This is a genomic window from Zobellia alginiliquefaciens (genome assembly GCF_029323795.1).
Lineage (GTDB): Bacteria > Bacteroidota > Bacteroidia > Flavobacteriales > Flavobacteriaceae > Zobellia > Zobellia alginiliquefaciens.
In genome coordinates this window covers 1,101,166-1,117,483 of the sequence record NZ_CP119758.1, presented here as the reverse complement: position 1 = coordinate 1,117,483, position 16,318 = coordinate 1,101,166, and the positions used below count along the sequence as shown (strand labels likewise).

16 protein-coding genes are annotated in these 16,318 nt (G+C 37.8%); 9 read left to right on the top strand and 7 right to left on the bottom strand.

Translation table 11 applies throughout. The annotated features are described in order from the left end of the window. Nucleotides 1–42: 42 nt before the first annotated feature. Nucleotides 43–837, bottom strand: coding sequence for a DUF2797 domain-containing protein (locus P0077_RS04730; RefSeq protein WP_276167992.1), 795 nt, complete (start codon nt 835–837; stop codon nt 43–45). Between the two features lie 77 nt (nt 838–914). On the opposite strand from P0077_RS04730, the gene P0077_RS04725 reads away from it, so the two are divergent. Beyond that, the gene (locus P0077_RS04725; RefSeq protein ID WP_276167991.1) at nt 915–2,429 is read left to right on the top strand and encodes a GH3 auxin-responsive promoter family protein; all 1,515 of its coding nucleotides are present in this window, start codon (nt 915–917) and stop codon (nt 2,427–2,429) included. 73 nt (nt 2,430–2,502) lie between these two features. Continuing rightward, complete coding sequence (locus P0077_RS04720; RefSeq protein ID WP_276167990.1) at nt 2,503–3,066, top strand: hypothetical protein; 564 nt, start codon at nt 2,503–2,505, stop codon at nt 3,064–3,066. 96 nt (nt 3,067–3,162) lie between these two features. On the opposite strand, the gene clpX is transcribed toward P0077_RS04720, so the two are convergent. From clpX to P0077_RS04690, 6 genes are all read right to left on the bottom strand, one after another. Next, a complete protein-coding gene (gene clpX / locus P0077_RS04715) occupies nt 3,163–4,398 on the bottom strand; it encodes an ATP-dependent Clp protease ATP-binding subunit ClpX (RefSeq protein WP_276167989.1) in 1,236 nt (411 codons plus the stop codon). Nucleotides 4,399–4,497: 99 nt separating this feature from the next. Beyond that, entirely contained in the window at nt 4,498–5,178 is a 681-nt protein-coding gene (gene clpP / locus P0077_RS04710) for an ATP-dependent Clp endopeptidase proteolytic subunit ClpP (RefSeq protein ID WP_276167988.1), read from the bottom strand. 103 nt (nt 5,179–5,281) lie between these two features. After that, nucleotides 5,282–6,604: a trigger factor gene (gene tig / locus P0077_RS04705; protein WP_276167987.1), complete on the bottom strand. Its 1,323-nt coding sequence runs from the start codon at nt 6,602–6,604 to the stop codon at nt 5,282–5,284. Between the two features lie 96 nt (nt 6,605–6,700). After that, nucleotides 6,701–7,051, bottom strand: coding sequence for a phage holin family protein (locus P0077_RS04700; protein ID WP_276167986.1), 351 nt, complete (start codon nt 7,049–7,051; stop codon nt 6,701–6,703). Nucleotides 7,052–7,173: 122 nt separating this feature from the next. Continuing rightward, nucleotides 7,174–7,947: an alpha/beta fold hydrolase gene (locus tag P0077_RS04695; RefSeq protein WP_276167985.1), complete on the bottom strand. Its 774-nt coding sequence runs from the start codon at nt 7,945–7,947 to the stop codon at nt 7,174–7,176. Next, nucleotides 7,944–8,660 carry a pyridoxine 5'-phosphate synthase gene (locus tag P0077_RS04690; protein ID WP_276167984.1) on the bottom strand — a complete coding sequence of 239 codons (717 nt, stop codon included), beginning with the start codon at nt 8,658–8,660 and terminating at the stop codon, nt 7,944–7,946. Before P0077_RS04690 ends, P0077_RS04695 begins: the two co-directional genes overlap by 4 nt. Nucleotides 8,661–8,753: 93 nt before the next feature. Between P0077_RS04690 and P0077_RS04685 the strand changes: the two genes are divergently transcribed. The 7 genes from P0077_RS04685 to P0077_RS04655 all read left to right on the top strand — a co-directional run bounded on the left by P0077_RS04685 (nt 8,754) and on the right by P0077_RS04655 (nt 16,291). Next, entirely contained in the window at nt 8,754–9,410 is a 657-nt protein-coding gene (locus P0077_RS04685) for a CBS domain-containing protein (RefSeq protein ID WP_276167983.1), read from the top strand. A 104-nt stretch (nt 9,411–9,514) separates the two neighbouring features. After that, nucleotides 9,515–10,396: an NAD kinase gene (locus P0077_RS04680; protein WP_276167982.1), complete on the top strand. Its 882-nt coding sequence runs from the start codon at nt 9,515–9,517 to the stop codon at nt 10,394–10,396. A gap of 101 nt (nt 10,397–10,497) precedes the next feature. Next, complete coding sequence (gene porG, locus P0077_RS04675) at nt 10,498–11,196, top strand: type IX secretion system protein PorG (protein ID WP_276167981.1); 699 nt, start codon at nt 10,498–10,500, stop codon at nt 11,194–11,196. A gap of 205 nt (nt 11,197–11,401) precedes the next feature. Next, a complete protein-coding gene (gene uppS / locus P0077_RS04670) occupies nt 11,402–12,109 on the top strand; it encodes an undecaprenyl pyrophosphate synthase (protein ID WP_432422798.1) in 708 nt (235 codons plus the stop codon). A 4-nt stretch (nt 12,110–12,113) separates the two neighbouring features. Then, nucleotides 12,114–14,729, top strand: coding sequence for a BamA/OMP85 family outer membrane protein (locus tag P0077_RS04665; protein WP_276167979.1), 2,616 nt, complete (start codon nt 12,114–12,116; stop codon nt 14,727–14,729). A gap of 91 nt (nt 14,730–14,820) precedes the next feature. Continuing rightward, nucleotides 14,821–15,639 (top strand): OmpH/Skp family outer membrane protein, encoded by an 819-nt coding sequence (locus tag P0077_RS04660; RefSeq protein WP_276167978.1) that lies wholly within the window; start codon nt 14,821–14,823, stop codon nt 15,637–15,639. 142 nt (nt 15,640–15,781) lie between these two features. After that, nucleotides 15,782–16,291 carry an OmpH/Skp family outer membrane protein gene (locus P0077_RS04655; protein WP_276167977.1) on the top strand — a complete coding sequence of 170 codons (510 nt, stop codon included), beginning with the start codon at nt 15,782–15,784 and terminating at the stop codon, nt 16,289–16,291. Nucleotides 16,292–16,318 lie beyond the last annotated feature (27 nt).

Here is a 16,318-nt window from a genome sequence, read left to right as displayed (position 1 = left end):
TTTTATTTTTGTTCCAAAAGTTGAATGTAGAACTCTGTCCGTTTACCTGATCTGAAGCGATACATAATACCCCTCGTTGCCTCGAACATTAAAAACGGTATTATCCTCAAAAATGAAATACTGCCCTTTTATGCCTTTAAGTACACCTTTGTAGTTTGGTGCCTTTGAAAGATTGAGGCTCTTCACCTTTTCTGGATATTTTAAAACTGGAAATTCAAGATTGGTTTCAGAATTGTTGGTGATGAAATACTCAGATGCTTCGGCAGGTATGTACTGTTTTAGCTTATTGCGCCATTCCTCTAAATTTTCATCCTCTACATTGTTGGTAAGCATTTTTCGCCAGTTGGTCTTATCACCAATATGGTCTTTTAAAGCTACTTCTGTTATCCCGGCTAGATAACGGTTGGGTACTTCAACAATTTCGATGGCCTCGTGTGCTCCTTGGTCTATCCACCTGGTTGGTATTTGAGATTTACGTGTTACTCCCACTTTTATATTGCTTGAGTTGGCCAAGTATACGATATGAGGCTGTAATTGTGCTTTTTTCTCATATTCTAAGTCGCGGTCTTCTTTATCTAAATGTGCCGTGCTCAATTCTGGACGCATTATCCAATCACCGGCAGATGGGGTTTCAAAGAAACAGGTCTTGCAAAAACCTTGACGGTAAATAGGGCGGTCACGACCACAATTTAAACATTGGTATTTTATAAAGTTGATTTCTAGCTCTTTGTCCAAAACTTGGTTGACGTTCAAAAAATCGTTTTCGAATACCATGTAGTATTGAATAGGGTTTCCTATTTCGGTCTGCATTTTTCTTAGAACGCCTTCGTACTGCATAAAAAAGTTAGATTTAAAATGTATTTGAAAATGATAAGTATTAAAGCTAAATTTAGCGAATTCAAAGATACCCAAAAATGCCAATTACCTTATTCAATTCCATTGCTTCTTGGTTGCTAAAAAAAAGATATCATCAGATAGAACTTTTTTTGAAATACCCGGAAGAGGTTCAAGAAGAAGTGCTACATCAGCTTATTGAAATTGCCGAAGACACGGAAATTGGCAGAAAGTATGATTTTGAGTCAATACATAATTACGAAACTTTTAGGGAACGGGTGCCTATCTCTTCTTATGAAGAAATTGAGCCTATTATTGAGCGCACGCGCCGTGGGGAGCAAAATATATTTTGGCCTACCTCAATAAAGCTTTTTGCCAAAAGTAGTGGTACTACCAATGCAAAGAGTAAGTTTATTCCCGTAAGTGAAGAAGCACTTGAGGATTGCCATTATAAATCAGGTAAAGATTTGCTTTGTCTCTATTTGAACAATAATGAAAACTCACAGCTGTTTACAGGTAAAAGCCTGCGTTTGGGAGGTAGTAAAGAGCTCTATGAAGACAATGGCTCTTATTTTGGGGATTTGTCCGCCATTCTTATTGATAATATGCCTTTATGGGCGGAATTCAGTAGTACGCCAAGTAATAAGGTGTCTTTAATGAGCGAATGGGAAAGTAAGTTAAAAGCAATTATAAAAGAAAGTACACAAGAGAATGTGACCAGCTTAGCGGGTGTGCCTTCTTGGATGTTGGTGCTTCTGAATAATGTAATACAGGATACAGGTAAAGATCATCTTTTTCAAGTGTGGGAAAACCTTGAAGTCTATTTTCATGGCGGCGTGAGTTTTAACCCGTATGAAGAACAGTATAAAAAATTACTGCCGCGCAAGAGCTTTAAATATTATGAGATTTATAATGCTTCGGAAGGCTTCTTTGCGATTCAGGACCGTAACAATGCAGATGATTTATTACTGATGTTGGACTATGGAATATTCTACGAGTTCATTCCTATGACGGAATATGGTACGGAGTCACAAACGGCCATTCCACTTTGGGAAGTGAAAAAGAATACCAATTATGCCATTATTATCACCACCAACTCAGGACTTTGGCGGTACAAAATTGGAGATACCATTAAATTCACTTCTACGAGTCCGTACCGTATAAAAGTTACCGGAAGAACAAAGCATCACATTAATGTTTTTGGAGAGGAGCTCATTATAGAAAATGCAGAAGAAGCTTTGAAGACTATTTGTTTGAAAACCGGTGCAGAAATTAAAGATTATACGGCTGGCCCTGTTTTTATGGTCGATAAGGAAAAAGGAGCCCATGAATGGATAATTGAGTTTAGGAACCCACCAAGTGATATTGATGTATTTACCGAATATTTGGACAATGCCTTGAAGTCTTTAAATTCCGATTATGAGGCAAAACGTTATAACAACATCACTTTAAATCTACCCAAAGTTCATGTGGCCAGAGAAAACCTTTTTTATGATTGGTTAAAGCAAAATGGGAAGTTGGGAGGACAGCATAAGATTCCGAGATTGTCAAATAAAAGGGGCTATATCGAAGAATTACTTCATATGAACAAATAAAAGAGAGATTTAGTCGTTTAATATTGAAATTGATTCCCAAATACTAACCTAAAGGCAAATTAAATTTAATATTATGGCAGAAAGACTTGTAATCTTGTCCGACATGTGGGGAGCTAAAAAAGGGCTCTGGATAACATCATACCTCGGATATCTTCAACAGCATTTTAATATTACTTTTTATGATTGCCAACAATTGGGAAATGTAGATGTAAAAGTAAATTCAGAAGAAAACGTTCATCAGGCGTTTGTTAATGGAGGAATAGAAACTGCGGTAGCTCATCTTCTTAAAAAAGAGAAGGAACCTGCACATTATCTATGTTTTAGTGTTGGAGGAGTTATAGCTTGGAAGGCCGCGCTTTCCGGTTTACCTATGAAGTCATTATATGCAGTATCTTCAACTAGGGTTCGTTCAGAAGTACGGAAGCCAGAGTGCTCAATTCGTCTTTTGTTTGGAGATGGCGACGTCTATAGACCTAAAGCATCTTGGTACAAAGAAACTGGGGTAGAAGCAGAGCTGATAAATGGTTTTAGCCATGATATGTATACTGACGAGAAAATAATCAAGAAAGTATGTCTTGATTTGTTGAATACGGTTACCCAAAATAGAGGGAAAGCAAATAAGCAAAAAGCTATTTAAATAACACTGAGGTTTTAAACTAACACTCAAACAAATAAAAAAGCGGAATCACATCATGTGGTTCCGCTTTCTTGTTTATTTATATCAAGGGAGACTTTATGAAACTGCTTTAAGTTTTTTAACGGTCTCATGAGATAGTTTTTCTTCGGCATAAGGTTTAGTGACCTTAAATTCCGATTCGTCATTACTTGGCATTTCGAACATCGCATCGGTAAAAATTGCCTCACATAGGGAACGAAGTCCTCTGGCGCCCAATTTGTATTCAATTGCTTTTTTAACAATATAATCTAAAGCTTGATCCGTAATGGTGAAAGTAATATCATCCATTGCGAACAGTTTTTCGTACTGCTTTATAATCGCATTTTTAGGCTCGGTAAGGATTGCTCTTAGCGTTTTCTCGTCTAACGGGTTCATGTGTGTCAATACCGGAAGCCTTCCTATAATTTCAGGGATTAAACCAAACTCCTTCAAATCCTTTGGGATTATATACTGAAGAATATTCTCTTGGTCCAGGTTGTCATCGGTTTTGGCTGCGCTATACCCAATAGCTTGCATGTTCAACCTTTTGGTAATGGCACGTTCAATTCCGTCAAAAGCACCTCCTGCAATAAATAGGATGTTCTCAGTGTTCACCTCAATGAACTTTTGGTCCGGATGCTTTCTTCCGCCCTTTGGTGGAACATTAACAACCGTTCCTTCAAGTAACTTAAGAAGTCCTTGTTGAACACCTTCGCCAGATACATCTCTTGTAATAGAAGGGTTATCGCTCTTACGTGCTATTTTATCGATCTCATCTATAAAAACAATACCGCGTTCTGCTTTTTCAAGGTTGTAATCTGCCGCTTGTAAAAGACGGGTAAGAATACTTTCTACATCTTCACCAACATAACCAGCCTCTGTTAAAACCGTAGCATCTACTATAGCTAAAGGAACATTCAGCATTTTGGCAATGGTTTTGGCAATAAGGGTTTTACCTGTACCTGTCTGCCCAACCATGACAATGTTACTCTTTTGTATTTCTATATCGTCCTCTTTGGACTTCGGCTGCAATAACCTTTTGTAATGATTATATACAGCAACAGACATTACTTTTTTGGTGCGTTCCTGCCCAATAACATAGGTGTCTAAAAATGATTTGATATCTAGCGGTTTCTTCAGGGTGAGTTCTGAAGAAAGGTCGTTAGTTTTAGTTTGTCTAGATTCTTCGGTAACAATACCATGGGCTTGCTCTATACATCTGTCACATATGTGCGCATCAAGACCTGCAATCAAAAGATTGGTCTCTGGCTTCTTTCTGCCACAAAATGAGCACTCTAAATTTTCTTTAGCCATATTAAAGTATACTTTCTTTGAAAAAATAAACGCAAATAAATGCGTTTTGGTTCATCGTTTTAATCGAAAAACCAATTAATAGTACGCATTTGGTCGAAATTACTCTTTCTCCCTTACCAAAATTTCGTCAATCATACCATATGCTTTAGCTTCTTCAGCCTTCATCCAATAGTCACGGTCACTATCTTCGTTAACCTTGTCTATAGTTTGGTCTGAATGCTTGGCAATGATTTCATACAGTTCTGATTTCAACTTCAGGATTTCGCGGGCGGTAATTTCAATATCGCTTGCTTGACCTTGCGCTCCACCCATAGGTTGGTGTATCATTACTCTAGAATGCGTTAATCCGCTACGTTTACCCTTTTCTCCTGCACAAAGAAGTACAGCACCCATTGAGGCAGCCATTCCTGTGCAAATAGTAGCAACGTCCGGAGCAATGAATTGCATGGTGTCATAGATACCCAAGCCGGCGTAAACACTTCCTCCTGGTGAGTTAATATATATTTGAATGTCTTTTTTAGCATCTGTACTGGCTAAAAACAACAATTGCGCTTGTACAATATTCGCTACTTGATCATTGATACCTGTTCCTAAGAAGATAATACGGTCCATCATTAATCTTGAAAATACGTCCATGGCAACAGCGTTCATCTGGCGTTCTTCAATAATGTTGGGTGTAAGACCAACGGGATACATGCTTGTTAAGATCGAATCATAATAGGTACTGCTAATACCTTGGTGATTTATAGCGTAATTCTTGAATTCTTTTCCGTAATCCATAATTTTCTTTCGATGTTTAAGTAACCCTGGGGTATAAGATAAAAAAAGGTGCCGAAAATATCATTTTCGGCACCGTAAAGATACTTATAATTTTTTGGAAATATTACCCGTATACTTCCTTCACGAAGTTTTCGTAAGTAACCTCTTTGGTCTTAAGGTTCACTTTCTCTTTGTATAAGGTAAGTAACTTTTGGCTCATTAACTGCTCAGATAGACGTTTTACCTCGTCTTGGTTGCCCAATACACGAGCGGCTATATTATCCAATTCTTCTTCCTGAGGGTCCAATTGGCCAAACTGTGCCATTTGTGTTTTTATGAAACCTTTAGCAAATTCCTTCAATTCGTCAAACTGAAGCTCAATGTTATTTTCTTTAATGACTTTACCTTCTATAAGTTGGTAGCGTAGCCCTTTTTCAGATTTTTCAAATTCTTCACTGGCTTCTTCCTCGGTCAATGGGTTTTCACCGGTCATCTGAATCCACTTCGTCAAGAACTCGGTAGGGAGTTCAAATTTTGTGTTTTCAATGAAATATTCGGTAATGTCATTCAGTAACTTCTGGTCTGACTGTTGCTCGAATTGTTTTTCTGAATCATCTTTGATTCTTGCCTTTAAATCTTCTTCTGACTTAACTTCATCCTTACCGAAAAGTTTGTCAAAAAGCTCCTGGTCTAAAGCGGCAGGTTCTCTTTCGTTGATTTCCTCAATAGTGAAAGTGGCTTCAATATTAAGATCGGCAGCTTTTTCCTGAGAAACGCCAAATACGCTAGAAAGCAAGTAATCTTCTTTGAAAAGACCTTTTGATTTCAACGTAACAACATCACCAACTTTTTTGCCCTTTAAAGCGTCCAAAGCTTTTTTACTCTTAACCTTGTCAAGTTCTAAAGTAGCTTTATTATCTATTTCTTCTTCTTCGTTCTTGAAAGTTCCGGTTACCTCGTTGTTCTTCTCAACAGCGTCTTTACTGATAAGTTTTCCGTATTGTTTTTGAATACGTTCCACCTGCTCATCTACCATTTTATCGTCAGCAACGATTTTATAATGGGTAATCGGTTTTTTAGTTTGCAATGGAACTTCAAAATCGGGAGCTAGACCTAATTCAAATTCAAATGCAAGTTCTTCCTCGTCCCAATCAAAATTATCTTGTTGTTTAGGAAGCGGATTACCTAAAACATCTAGTTTTTCTTCGGTAAGGTATTTGTTTAGGTTGTCTTGTAGAAGTTTGTTCACTTCGTCTACCAAAACGGCTTTCCCGTATTGCTTTTTTATCAAGCCCATTGGCACGTGGCCTTTTCTGAAACCAGGTACATTGGCCTGTTTTCTATAGTCACTAAGAATGCTGTCTACCTTATCTTGGTAGTCTTCTTTGGTGATGGCCACTTTAACGACGGCATTTAGATCGTCGATCTGCTCTTTTGTAATATTCATCTAAATCTTCTTTTTTGTTTCCATAAAATGGGATGCAAAAGTACTACAATTAATGCATCCTAGCAAGTTTTTAAATCGTTGAGATTCAAACAATCGTTACGATTTTTTGTCCTCTTTCAAAAGGGAAAACAATATAGATTGAAGAATGGATAACAAAAGGCTGAAAATTATGGCCCATAAAACGCCGTCCACACTGAACCCGTCTATAAGATTATCTGCTAGGAGAATTATTATAGCATTGATAATCAGTAAGAAAAGTCCAAGTGTTAAAATGGTTACCGGCAAGGTGAAAATGACCAAAATTGGTTTAACTATAAAATTTAAAAGACTGAGCACTATGGCTACAATAATAGCGGTCATATAACTGTCTACAGATACGTTGGGTAGTATTTTGGACAGTATGACAACGGCAAGGGCGCTTAGTAAAACGCGTAGAATAAGTTTCATAAGTGAAGATTTTGATGAAGCGAACAGTTTCGCTGCTCTTTAAAGATAAAAAATTGTTGTTGGATTAATAGTCGTAGGGCTAAATAATGCAAAACTCGGGTAAGACAGATGTCAAAAATGTATCATGGCTTCAGGAATGCTATGGACTTTTCAAAAAATTGCTTTGGATTTTCGGCATGGAGCCAATGGCCGGCATTGTCAATTGTTTCCAGTTCAGCTTGTGGAAAGTGTTTCTTGATTTCAGAAATATCATTGGGCATAATATACTCTGAACGGTCTCCGCGAAGAAATAGGGTGGGGCCGTTGAAAATATCGGAAGCGCTTATGTTTTCTCCTATTTCGTTCATTTTATTCCTCAAGACCTTTAAGTTAAAGCGAAAGCCTAATTGGCCTTTTTCTACCCAATATAAATTTTTTAATAAAAATTGTCTCGTACCAAAATCGGTAATGTGCTTGCCAAGTTCGGAGTCCGCTTCGTTCCTGGATTTAATTGTATTCAGATCCAATGTATTGAGGCCATCTATAATGGGTTGGTGATGTGGAGGGTAGAACTTAGGGCCTATGTCCGCAACAATCATTCTTTCTACAAGGTTCGGATAGTTACAAGCAAATTGCATAGTGGTCTTGCCGCCCATGGAATGTCCTATAATCATGGCGCTTTCCAATTGCTGACCTTCCATGTAGTTTTTTAAGTCTTCGGATAGTAGGTCATAATCAAAATCTTCCGACCAAAAACTTTTACCATGGTTTCGTTGGTCTATGAGGTGAACTTCAAAACCTTTTTCGGCATATTGGTTTCCTAAGGTTTTCCAGTTGTCGGACATGCCTAGAAATCCGTGTAAAATTATTAGGGGAGTGCCTTCGCCTAGTATTTGTGAGTGTAAGGTTTCTGTCATTTTAATTTATTCAGGTACATGTTAACAACATTTTCAAGTCCAAGGTAAAGTGATTCGCAAATGAGGGCGTGACCAATGGAAACCTCTAATAAATGCGGGACGTTCTCCTTAAAATATTTGATGTTGTCCAAGCTTAGGTCATGACCGGCATTAACGCCAAGACCGCATTGGTGTGCAATTTTGGCAGCTTCCGTAAAAGGTTGTACCGCTTGGCTATGGTTGCCCTTGGCAAACTCTTCTGCATAACTTTCTGTGTAAAGTTCAATACGGTCCGTTCCAGTTTCGGCTGCGCCTTCTATCATACTTGCTTCAGCATCAACAAAAATAGAGGTTCGTATGCCTGCATCTTTAAAAGTTTGGATAACCTCTTTAAGAAAGCCCTTGTTTTTTATGGTGTCCCAGCCTGCATTGGAAGTAATTGCATCTACGGCATCTGGTACTAGGGTAACCTGGGTTGGTAGTACTTCAAGAACAAGAGCTATGAATTTTTCCACAGGATTACCTTCTATATTATATTCTGTTGTGACCAGGTTTTTTAGGTTACGGGCATCTTGATAGCGTATGTGTCTTTCGTCCGGTCTAGGGTGTATGGTAATGCCTTGTCCGCCAAAAGATTCAATATCTGCCGCTGTCTTCAATAGGTCTGGCATATTGCCACCTCGGGCATTCCTTAGGGTGGCAATCTTATTTATGTTTACGCTTAACTTTGTCATTTACCGATAGAATTTACCATTCGGCACAAAAATACAAATTAGGCATGCCTTTTGATATTTTTAATTAGTATTTTGCGTTTAACACATAGAATTATGCATATTCAAGACCAAATAGTAAGTAACATTCCGTCTTTTAAAATAGGAGATTCATTAGCTGTTGTAATTGCCTTTTTTAAGGATACCACACACTCGCATGTAGCTGTTACAGAAAACGATGCGTATTTAGGTGTGCTTAGTGAGAACGACCTAGGGAATTTTGATATAAACGAAAAGATAGAGCAGTATCGATATGATTTGGATTCTTTCTTTGTTCGTAAAGAAACTAGCTGGTTGGATGTTCTTGAGGTCTTTGCTAGAAATGAAGCTAACCTAGTTCCTATTCTAGATGAAAAAGGGAGAATAGATGGTTATTACGATCTTACGGATATTGTAAGTGTTTTTATAGATACACCGTTTTTTACGGAGCCTGGTGGAATTATTGTTGTGGCCAAGGGAATTAAGGATTATTCGTTTAGTGAAATTGCCCAAATTGTTGAAAGCAATAATACAAAGCTTATAGGTGGCTTTATAACGGATTCTAAAAATGATGTGGTTCAGATAACTATAAAAATAGCATCTTCTAATCTTAACGATATTCTTCAGACGTTCCGTCGTTATAATTACAATGTATTGTTCGGTAATACAGATGACCAGTTCTTGGAAGACTTAAAGGAACGGTCAGATTATTTGGATAAATATCTCAACGTATAGAATTTCTCAAGATTATCTTTGAAAAGATTAATCAGTGAAAGGTACAATCCTTATTTTTGCGACATAAGGCCAAAAGGTTTTTGTAATCAAGATAAAGATAAGGGATGAAAGTTGCGGTTTACAGTCAAATGTATCAGGAAGACACCTTGCAATATGTAATGGAGTTGCTAGATGAGCTTGAGAAAGAACAGGCTGAAATCGCCATTGAAAAAGACTTTTACGAGTTTATATCCGCAAATCACAATACTGAAAATTATGCCACATTTACAGATATAGAAGGTCTAGATGACTCTTTTGATATGTTCGTGAGTTTTGGAGGGGATGGTACCATTTTAAGGGCTACCGCGTTTATTCAGGATACCGGTATACCAATTGTTGGTGTAAATACGGGGCGTTTAGGTTTTCTTTCTACATTTAGCAAAGAAGAAGTCCGTAAGGTGGTTCAAGAATTTAAACAAGGTGCTTATACCATAGTGGAGCGTAGTTTGGTAGAGGTTGATAAAGATGCTGATATTCCGGAATTGAACGGCTTGCATTTTGCCTTGAACGAAATTACCGTGAGTAGAAAGGATACCACTTCTATGATTACGGTTGAGACCTATCTAAACGATGAGTACTTAACTTCCTATTGGGCAGATGGCCTAATAGTTTCTACTCCCACGGGCTCTACGGGTTATTCTCTTAGCTGTGGTGGGCCGGTAATTGCCCCAACGGCAAAGTCCTTGATTTTAACGCCTATTGCTCCTCATAATTTAAACGCTAGACCTTTAGTAATTTCTGATGACACTGAGATACGGTTAAAAGTTTCGGGTAGAGAAGATAATCACCTTATTTCACTGGATTCTAGAATAGCATCTGTGGAGAACGGAAAGGAAATTCGTATTAAAAAAGCGGGCTTCACAATTAAAATGATAGAATATACCTCAGAGAGTTTTCTGAAAACCCTTAGGAATAAGCTATTATGGGGAGAAGATCGCCGCAATTGAGTCTTGAGCGGACAATAAAAAACCGCAAATCCTGTTTATCATTTGAGAACATTAATATAATAGTTGAGCGCAATTATTATATTCGCAAACTAATACTATTTATGAAGCAATTCATTGTCATGGTCCTGCTGTGTGTTTTTAGCAGTGCAGGGGCACAAACCTATGAAGCCGGTATATTTGCCGGTGGCGCTAATGCGATTGGAGATGTAGGGCGAACTACGTATGTTTTGCCATCGGACATTGCTCTTGGTGGTATTTTTAAATGGAATATTGCTAAGCGATATGCCTGGCGTGCCAGTGTAATATATGGAAAGTTTACTGCAGATGACGCAAAGTCAAATGATCCTTCCCGAGAGCAGAGGGGGTATAAAATGGATAATTCATTGCTAGAGGCTTCAGCAGGGCTAGAGTTTAACTTCGTTGAATACAATTTACACAAGTTGGGACCTGCGTTTACTCCTTATCTATATACAGGTTTAACCTATTTTAGGTACGATTACAATTATTTTGATGCCGGTCAGTTTATAGATGTGTCTCAGAGAGATGGTTCTTTTGCAATTCCAATGACTGTAGGTGCCAAACTCCGTTTAAACCAATTTTTGATTTTAGGCGCTGAGATAGGTGCTCGGTATACTTTTACGGATAACCTAGATGCGAGTAACCCTGAAAAGCTGAATGTAAACCAACAGTTGGGAGATCTTCGGTTTGGTAATGTTTTTAATGATGATTGGTATGTGTTTTCTGGGTTTACCTTAACCTATACCTTTGGTAGAAAACCTTGTATGGAGTGTTTTGAGTAACGCGCATTCCCTTTTAATCCCTATTTTCTTTTCTTGATTTCGTCTCAACTAGGCGTAATTCAAATTTATAGGCTATTTTTGCCGTGCACTCAAAAAAATGAGTTTCGGGGTTGGGGAATTAAAAACAATCCAATTAGAAGAGTGCATATTAGAGTAGAATGATCAGTTCCTTATGGTTGACCTAAACGAATTAGATAAAAATAAAATGCCAAAACACCTGGCCATCATTATGGATGGAAATGGTAGGTGGGCAAAAAAGCAGGGCAAACTTCGTGTCTTTGGTCATGAGAACGGTGTTAAAACCGTTCGGGAGACAGTTGAAAACTGCGTTAGATTAGAACTTGAATATCTTACCTTATATACTTTCTCTACAGAAAACTGGAATAGACCTAAGATAGAGATAGATACTTTAATGAAGATTTTGGTGTCCTCGCTTAAGAAAGAATTAAAGACTTTTTCAGAAAACAATATCAGATTAAATGCTATTGGTGATATTGAATCATTACCTAAAAGAGCTAATAAAGAGCTTAAGGAGGTAATGGAGAAAACAAGGGGAAATACAGGAATGACCCTTACTTTGGCCTTAAGTTATGGTGCTCGCGAGGAGCTGAAAAACGCAGTAAAACAAATAAGTGCCAAAGTTAAAAATAATATAATTTCAATTGAAAACATTGACGAAACCATTATTAATAACCATCTTTACACGCATGATTTGCCAGATGTAGATTTGCTTGTCCGCACTAGTGGAGAGCATCGTATCAGCAATTTTTTGCTGTGGCAAATAGCCTACGCGGAATTATATTTCGTCGATGTATTTTGGCCCGATTTTAGTAGTCAACATTTGGCAGAAGCCATAAAAAGTTATCAGAACAGAGAACGAAGATTTGGAAAAACCAGCGAACAACTCAATTAGCGATATGAATAGGTTCATATCCTTCGAACCTTTTATTACACTCCTATTAATTTTTGCAACTACATTTTGCTCCGCACAAGAACTTTCTTTTGAGGATGGAAAAAAGTACATTTTAGGGGGGATAGAAGTCACCGGTCTGCAAAGTTATAATGAACAGACCGTAAAAACGTATACGGGCTTACGTGTAGGGCAGCCTATTACGCTTCCGGGAGATGAAATTAGTGGAATAATCAATAAACTTTGGGGGCTAGAGCTTTTTAAGAATATTGACTTTTATATTACCAATATAGAAGGTGATAAGGTTTTTCTTGAACTGAATATTATAGAGAGGCCAACCTTGTCCGATGTAACCATAAATGGTGTAAAGCCCAGAAAGGTAGATGATATCCTTAAGGATACAGATCTTAAAAAAGGAAAAAAAATTACGGAGAGTTTAATTGCCAATACCAAAAACTATCTTGATAATAAGTACAAGAAACAAGGGTTTTTGAATACCAAGACTTCCATAATCGTCGCCAACGATACCTCTGAGACTAATGCTCAGAAGATGGTTATCAATATAAATAAAGGTGATAAGGTAAAAATCAAAAAAATGATTTTTGAGGGTAACGAACAGTTGTCCGATAAAAAGTTAAAAGGAGCTTTCAAGAAAACGAAAGAGAAGCGTTTCTGGCGTTTTTGGAAGAAATCTAAATTCATTGAAGAAGACTATGAGAATGATTTAGGGCTCTTGTCCGATAAATATGCAGAGAACGGTTACCGTGATGCACGTATTATTTCCGACTCTTTAATTAAGGTAGATGAGAACAACATCATCTTAAAATATCAAATAGAAGAAGGTAACAAATATTACTTTGGAGATATAGATTTTGTTGGTAACAGTGTCTATACGGACCGCCAATTAGCGTCTGTGTTGGGGATTAAAAAAGGAGACACGTATAACGGTGTTTTGCTAAGAGAGCGTATTGCAGATGATTCCAAACCGGAGCCTAACGATGTTACCAGTCTTTACCAAAATAACGGATACTTGTTTTCAAGCATTAACCCGGTAGAGGTTTCTGCAGAAAATGACACCATTAATTTTGAAATTCGTGTGATAGAAGGTAAGGAGACTTTTCTTAATCATATAGATGTGGTTGGTAATGATCGTACCAATGACCACGTTATCTATCGAGAACTACGTACACGTCCTGGTCAAAAATATAATAAGAGTGATATTATTAGAACCATTCGTGAACTTCAGCAGTTAGGTTATTTTGATGCGGAGCAGATCAAGCCGGACATTCTTAATCCTAACCCTAACGAAGGTACGGTAGATATTAAGTACAATTTAGTGGAGTCTGGTTCAAGTCAGATAGAGCTACAAGGTGGCTACGGTGGTGGTGGTTTCATTGGTACTCTGGGGCTTTCTTTTAATAACTTCTCCATAAAGAATATTTTAAAAGGTGAAGCGTATAAGCCGGTGCCCATGGGTGATGGACAAACTTTTGCCATGAGAGTACAGGCCAGTAGAACGTTTAGGGTATACAGTCTTAACTTTGCAGAGCCTTGGTTGGGCGGTAGAAAACCGGTTCAGTTTAGCTTAAATCTTTCCAGAACGCAACAGTTTGGCGTAGATTACAACAATTCAACAAGTAGTAGTATTGAAGTTGATAAGAGCACAGGATTTTCCATTACGGGGATATCCGCTGGTTTGGCAAAGCGTGTTCAGTGGCCAGATGATTACTTTACAATATCGCACTCTTTAAGCTATCAGCTATATGAGTTTAATAATTATGATATTGGTTTGTTCAACTTTGGGAATGGTAAATCTAACTCTTTTGCCTATACCTTGGGGATTTCCAGGAATGCAACGGCAGGTGGACGAATTTTCCCTAGAGGAGGATCTAACTTTGAGGTTACCGCCAAATTCACCCCTCCTTATTCTCTTTTCAGTAATAAGGATTATGTAAGCTTAAGGGACCGCAGTAAAGAGTTAACTGTTTTAAAAGCGGCTCAGGGTAATCAGTTAAATGCTGCGGATGCAGCAGAATTAGAGGATATCGACCAACAACGTTTTAGATGGTTAGAGTATTATAAAGTAAAGTTCAAAGGAGACTGGTATACAACCTTGGTGGGCGATTTGGTAATGCGTACCAATGCTGAATTCGGTTTCTTAGGAAATTATAATAATGATGTAGGTGATGTTCCTTTTGAGCGTTTCTTCGTAGGTGGTGACGGTTTGGGTAACTTTACCTTAGATGGTCGTGACGTGGTGCAGTTAAGAGGATATGAAAACCAGTCCTTAACACCAATTGATCCAATTACTGGGCAACAAGAAGGTGGTTTGGTCTACAATAAATTTTCTCTAGAACTGCGTTATCCTTTAACTTTAAAACCTTCAGCTTCCATTTATATGCTTGCATTTATGGAAGGAGGTAATGCCTTCAACAATTTTCAGGAATTTAATCCGTTTCAAATAAAACGATCGGCCGGAGTGGGGCTGCGCATATTCATGCCGGCATTCGGGTTGTTGGGTATTGATTTTGGTTACGGGTTTGATGAAGATCTTAGACCACAGTCTATCGGTAACGGACCTAGCGGACTTCAAACACACTTCATTATCGGCCAACAGTTTTAATTTAAAGGATCGTTCAATATTCTAAAACGCTCATTTTAAAAGTTTTAGTAATTTTGGCACGATATTTTCTATTGGATAAAACGATAAAGAAATGAAAACAAAATCAAACGTTCTTTTTGTACTGGTACTGACCTTATGTTCTGCGTATACCTTTGCTCAGCGTGGTGTTCGTATTGCCTATGTAGATATGGAATATATCTTAGAGAACGTAGAGGAATATAGGGATGCTAACAAACAACTTGCTGATAAGGTCCAGAAATGGAAAATAGATATTGAGCAAAAGGAAAGTCAGTTAGAGGCGGTTAAAAAAGATTTGATGGCGGAACGTGTGCTTTTAACGGATGAGTTAATTGCCGAGCGCGAAGAGGATATTCAAATTTTAGAAAAAGAAATGGTCGAGTATCAACAAGACCGTTTTGGTCCTCAGGGCGATTTAGTTTTGCAGAAGCGACGTCTAATTCAGCCCATACAAGATCAAGTTTTTAACGAGGTACAAAAAATAGGTGCGAACAAGAAGTACGATTTTATTTTTGATAAATCTGCGGATGTTGTTATGTTGTACTCTGAAAATCGGCACGATATTAGTGACTTGGTGCTCAGAGGTATTTCAAGGACACGTAAGATTAGCAAGCCCAAGAAGGATAGTCGTAGCAAATTTGATGATGTAGAGGAAGAAGAAGAAATGAGCGATGCGCTTAAGGAGCGTATAGAGAATGCTGAAAAAGCACAGGAAGCGAGAGAGAAGTCGGTAGAGGAGAAACGTGCAGAGCAATTAAAACTTAGGGAAGAGCGTAAAAAAGCATATGAAGCCCGAAGAAAAAAGTTGTTGGAGGAGCGAGAGGCTAAGAGAAAAGAAAAGTTAGAAGAACGTCAAAATGACGGGCAAGATGAGGGAGAAACTGAAGAGTAATACTGTTTAGTGAACAAAGTCTCGCAATCATCTGCTAAATAGACATAATTTTAATACATTGCGGCGATTTGCTTAGCAAATGTGAAACGAGAAATATACATTAACCAGAAATTAACACTCAATTATTTTAACTAGAATTATCATGAAACACTTAAAGAAAATAGCAGTAGCCTTAGTATTGTTTGTAGCCGCTACAAGTTTTGTTAACGCACAAAGCAAAGTAGCACATATTGATGTTACCCAATTATTAAGTGCAATGCCGGAGATGAAAACTGCAGAAGCTGAACTTAAAAAATTGTCTGAAACCTATAATGCCGATATAGAAAGTTCAATGACTGAGTTTCAAAACAAGGCCACTTTGTACCAAAATGAAGCGCCTTCAAAGTCAAAAGAAGAAAATGAAAAGAGAGCAATAGAGCTTCAAGGTGTTCAAAAGAATATTGGTGAAGCACAACAAGCTGCGCAAAGAGAGCTACAGAAGAAGCAAGGAGAGCTTTTTGCTCCTATTTCTGATAAAGCTAAAGCTGCAATTGAAAAAGTAGCCGCTGCTCAAGGTTTTGATTACGTAATAGACGCTCAAGCCGGTGGTGGACTTATCGTAGCAAAGGGTAAAGACCTTTTAGCTGATGTTAAAAAGGAATTAGGTATATAATTTACTTTACACGAAATATCATAAAAA

Coding starts and splice junctions, on each gene's coding strand:
- clpX (WP_276167989.1), bottom strand. CDS start 4,398: ATGGCTAAAGAAAATTTAGAGTGCTCATTTTGTGGCAGAAAGAAGCCA.
- P0077_RS04680 (WP_276167982.1), top strand. CDS start 9,515: ATGAAAGTTGCGGTTTACAGTCAAATGTATCAGGAAGACACCTTGCAA.
- P0077_RS04655 (WP_276167977.1), top strand. CDS start 15,782: ATGAAACACTTAAAGAAAATAGCAGTAGCCTTAGTATTGTTTGTAGCC.
- P0077_RS04660 (WP_276167978.1), top strand. CDS start 14,821: ATGAAAACAAAATCAAACGTTCTTTTTGTACTGGTACTGACCTTATGT.
- P0077_RS04730 (WP_276167992.1), bottom strand. CDS start 837: ATGCAGTACGAAGGCGTTCTAAGAAAAATGCAGACCGAAATAGGAAAC.
- tig (WP_276167987.1), bottom strand. CDS start 6,604: ATGAATATTACAAAAGAGCAGATCGACGATCTAAATGCCGTCGTTAAA.
- P0077_RS04685 (WP_276167983.1), top strand. CDS start 8,754: ATGCATATTCAAGACCAAATAGTAAGTAACATTCCGTCTTTTAAAATA.
- clpP (WP_276167988.1), bottom strand. CDS start 5,178: ATGGATTACGGAAAAGAATTCAAGAATTACGCTATAAATCACCAAGGT.
- P0077_RS04700 (WP_276167986.1), bottom strand. CDS start 7,051: ATGAAACTTATTCTACGCGTTTTACTAAGCGCCCTTGCCGTTGTCATA.
- P0077_RS04720 (WP_276167990.1), top strand. CDS start 2,503: ATGGCAGAAAGACTTGTAATCTTGTCCGACATGTGGGGAGCTAAAAAA.
- P0077_RS04665 (WP_276167979.1), top strand. CDS start 12,114: ATGAATAGGTTCATATCCTTCGAACCTTTTATTACACTCCTATTAATT.
- P0077_RS04725 (WP_276167991.1), top strand. CDS start 915: ATGCCAATTACCTTATTCAATTCCATTGCTTCTTGGTTGCTAAAAAAA.
- P0077_RS04690 (WP_276167984.1), bottom strand. CDS start 8,660: ATGACAAAGTTAAGCGTAAACATAAATAAGATTGCCACCCTAAGGAAT.
- uppS (WP_432422798.1), top strand. CDS start 11,402: ATGCCAAAACACCTGGCCATCATTATGGATGGAAATGGTAGGTGGGCA.
- porG (WP_276167981.1), top strand. CDS start 10,498: ATGAAGCAATTCATTGTCATGGTCCTGCTGTGTGTTTTTAGCAGTGCA.
- P0077_RS04695 (WP_276167985.1), bottom strand. CDS start 7,947: ATGACAGAAACCTTACACTCACAAATACTAGGCGAAGGCACTCCCCTA.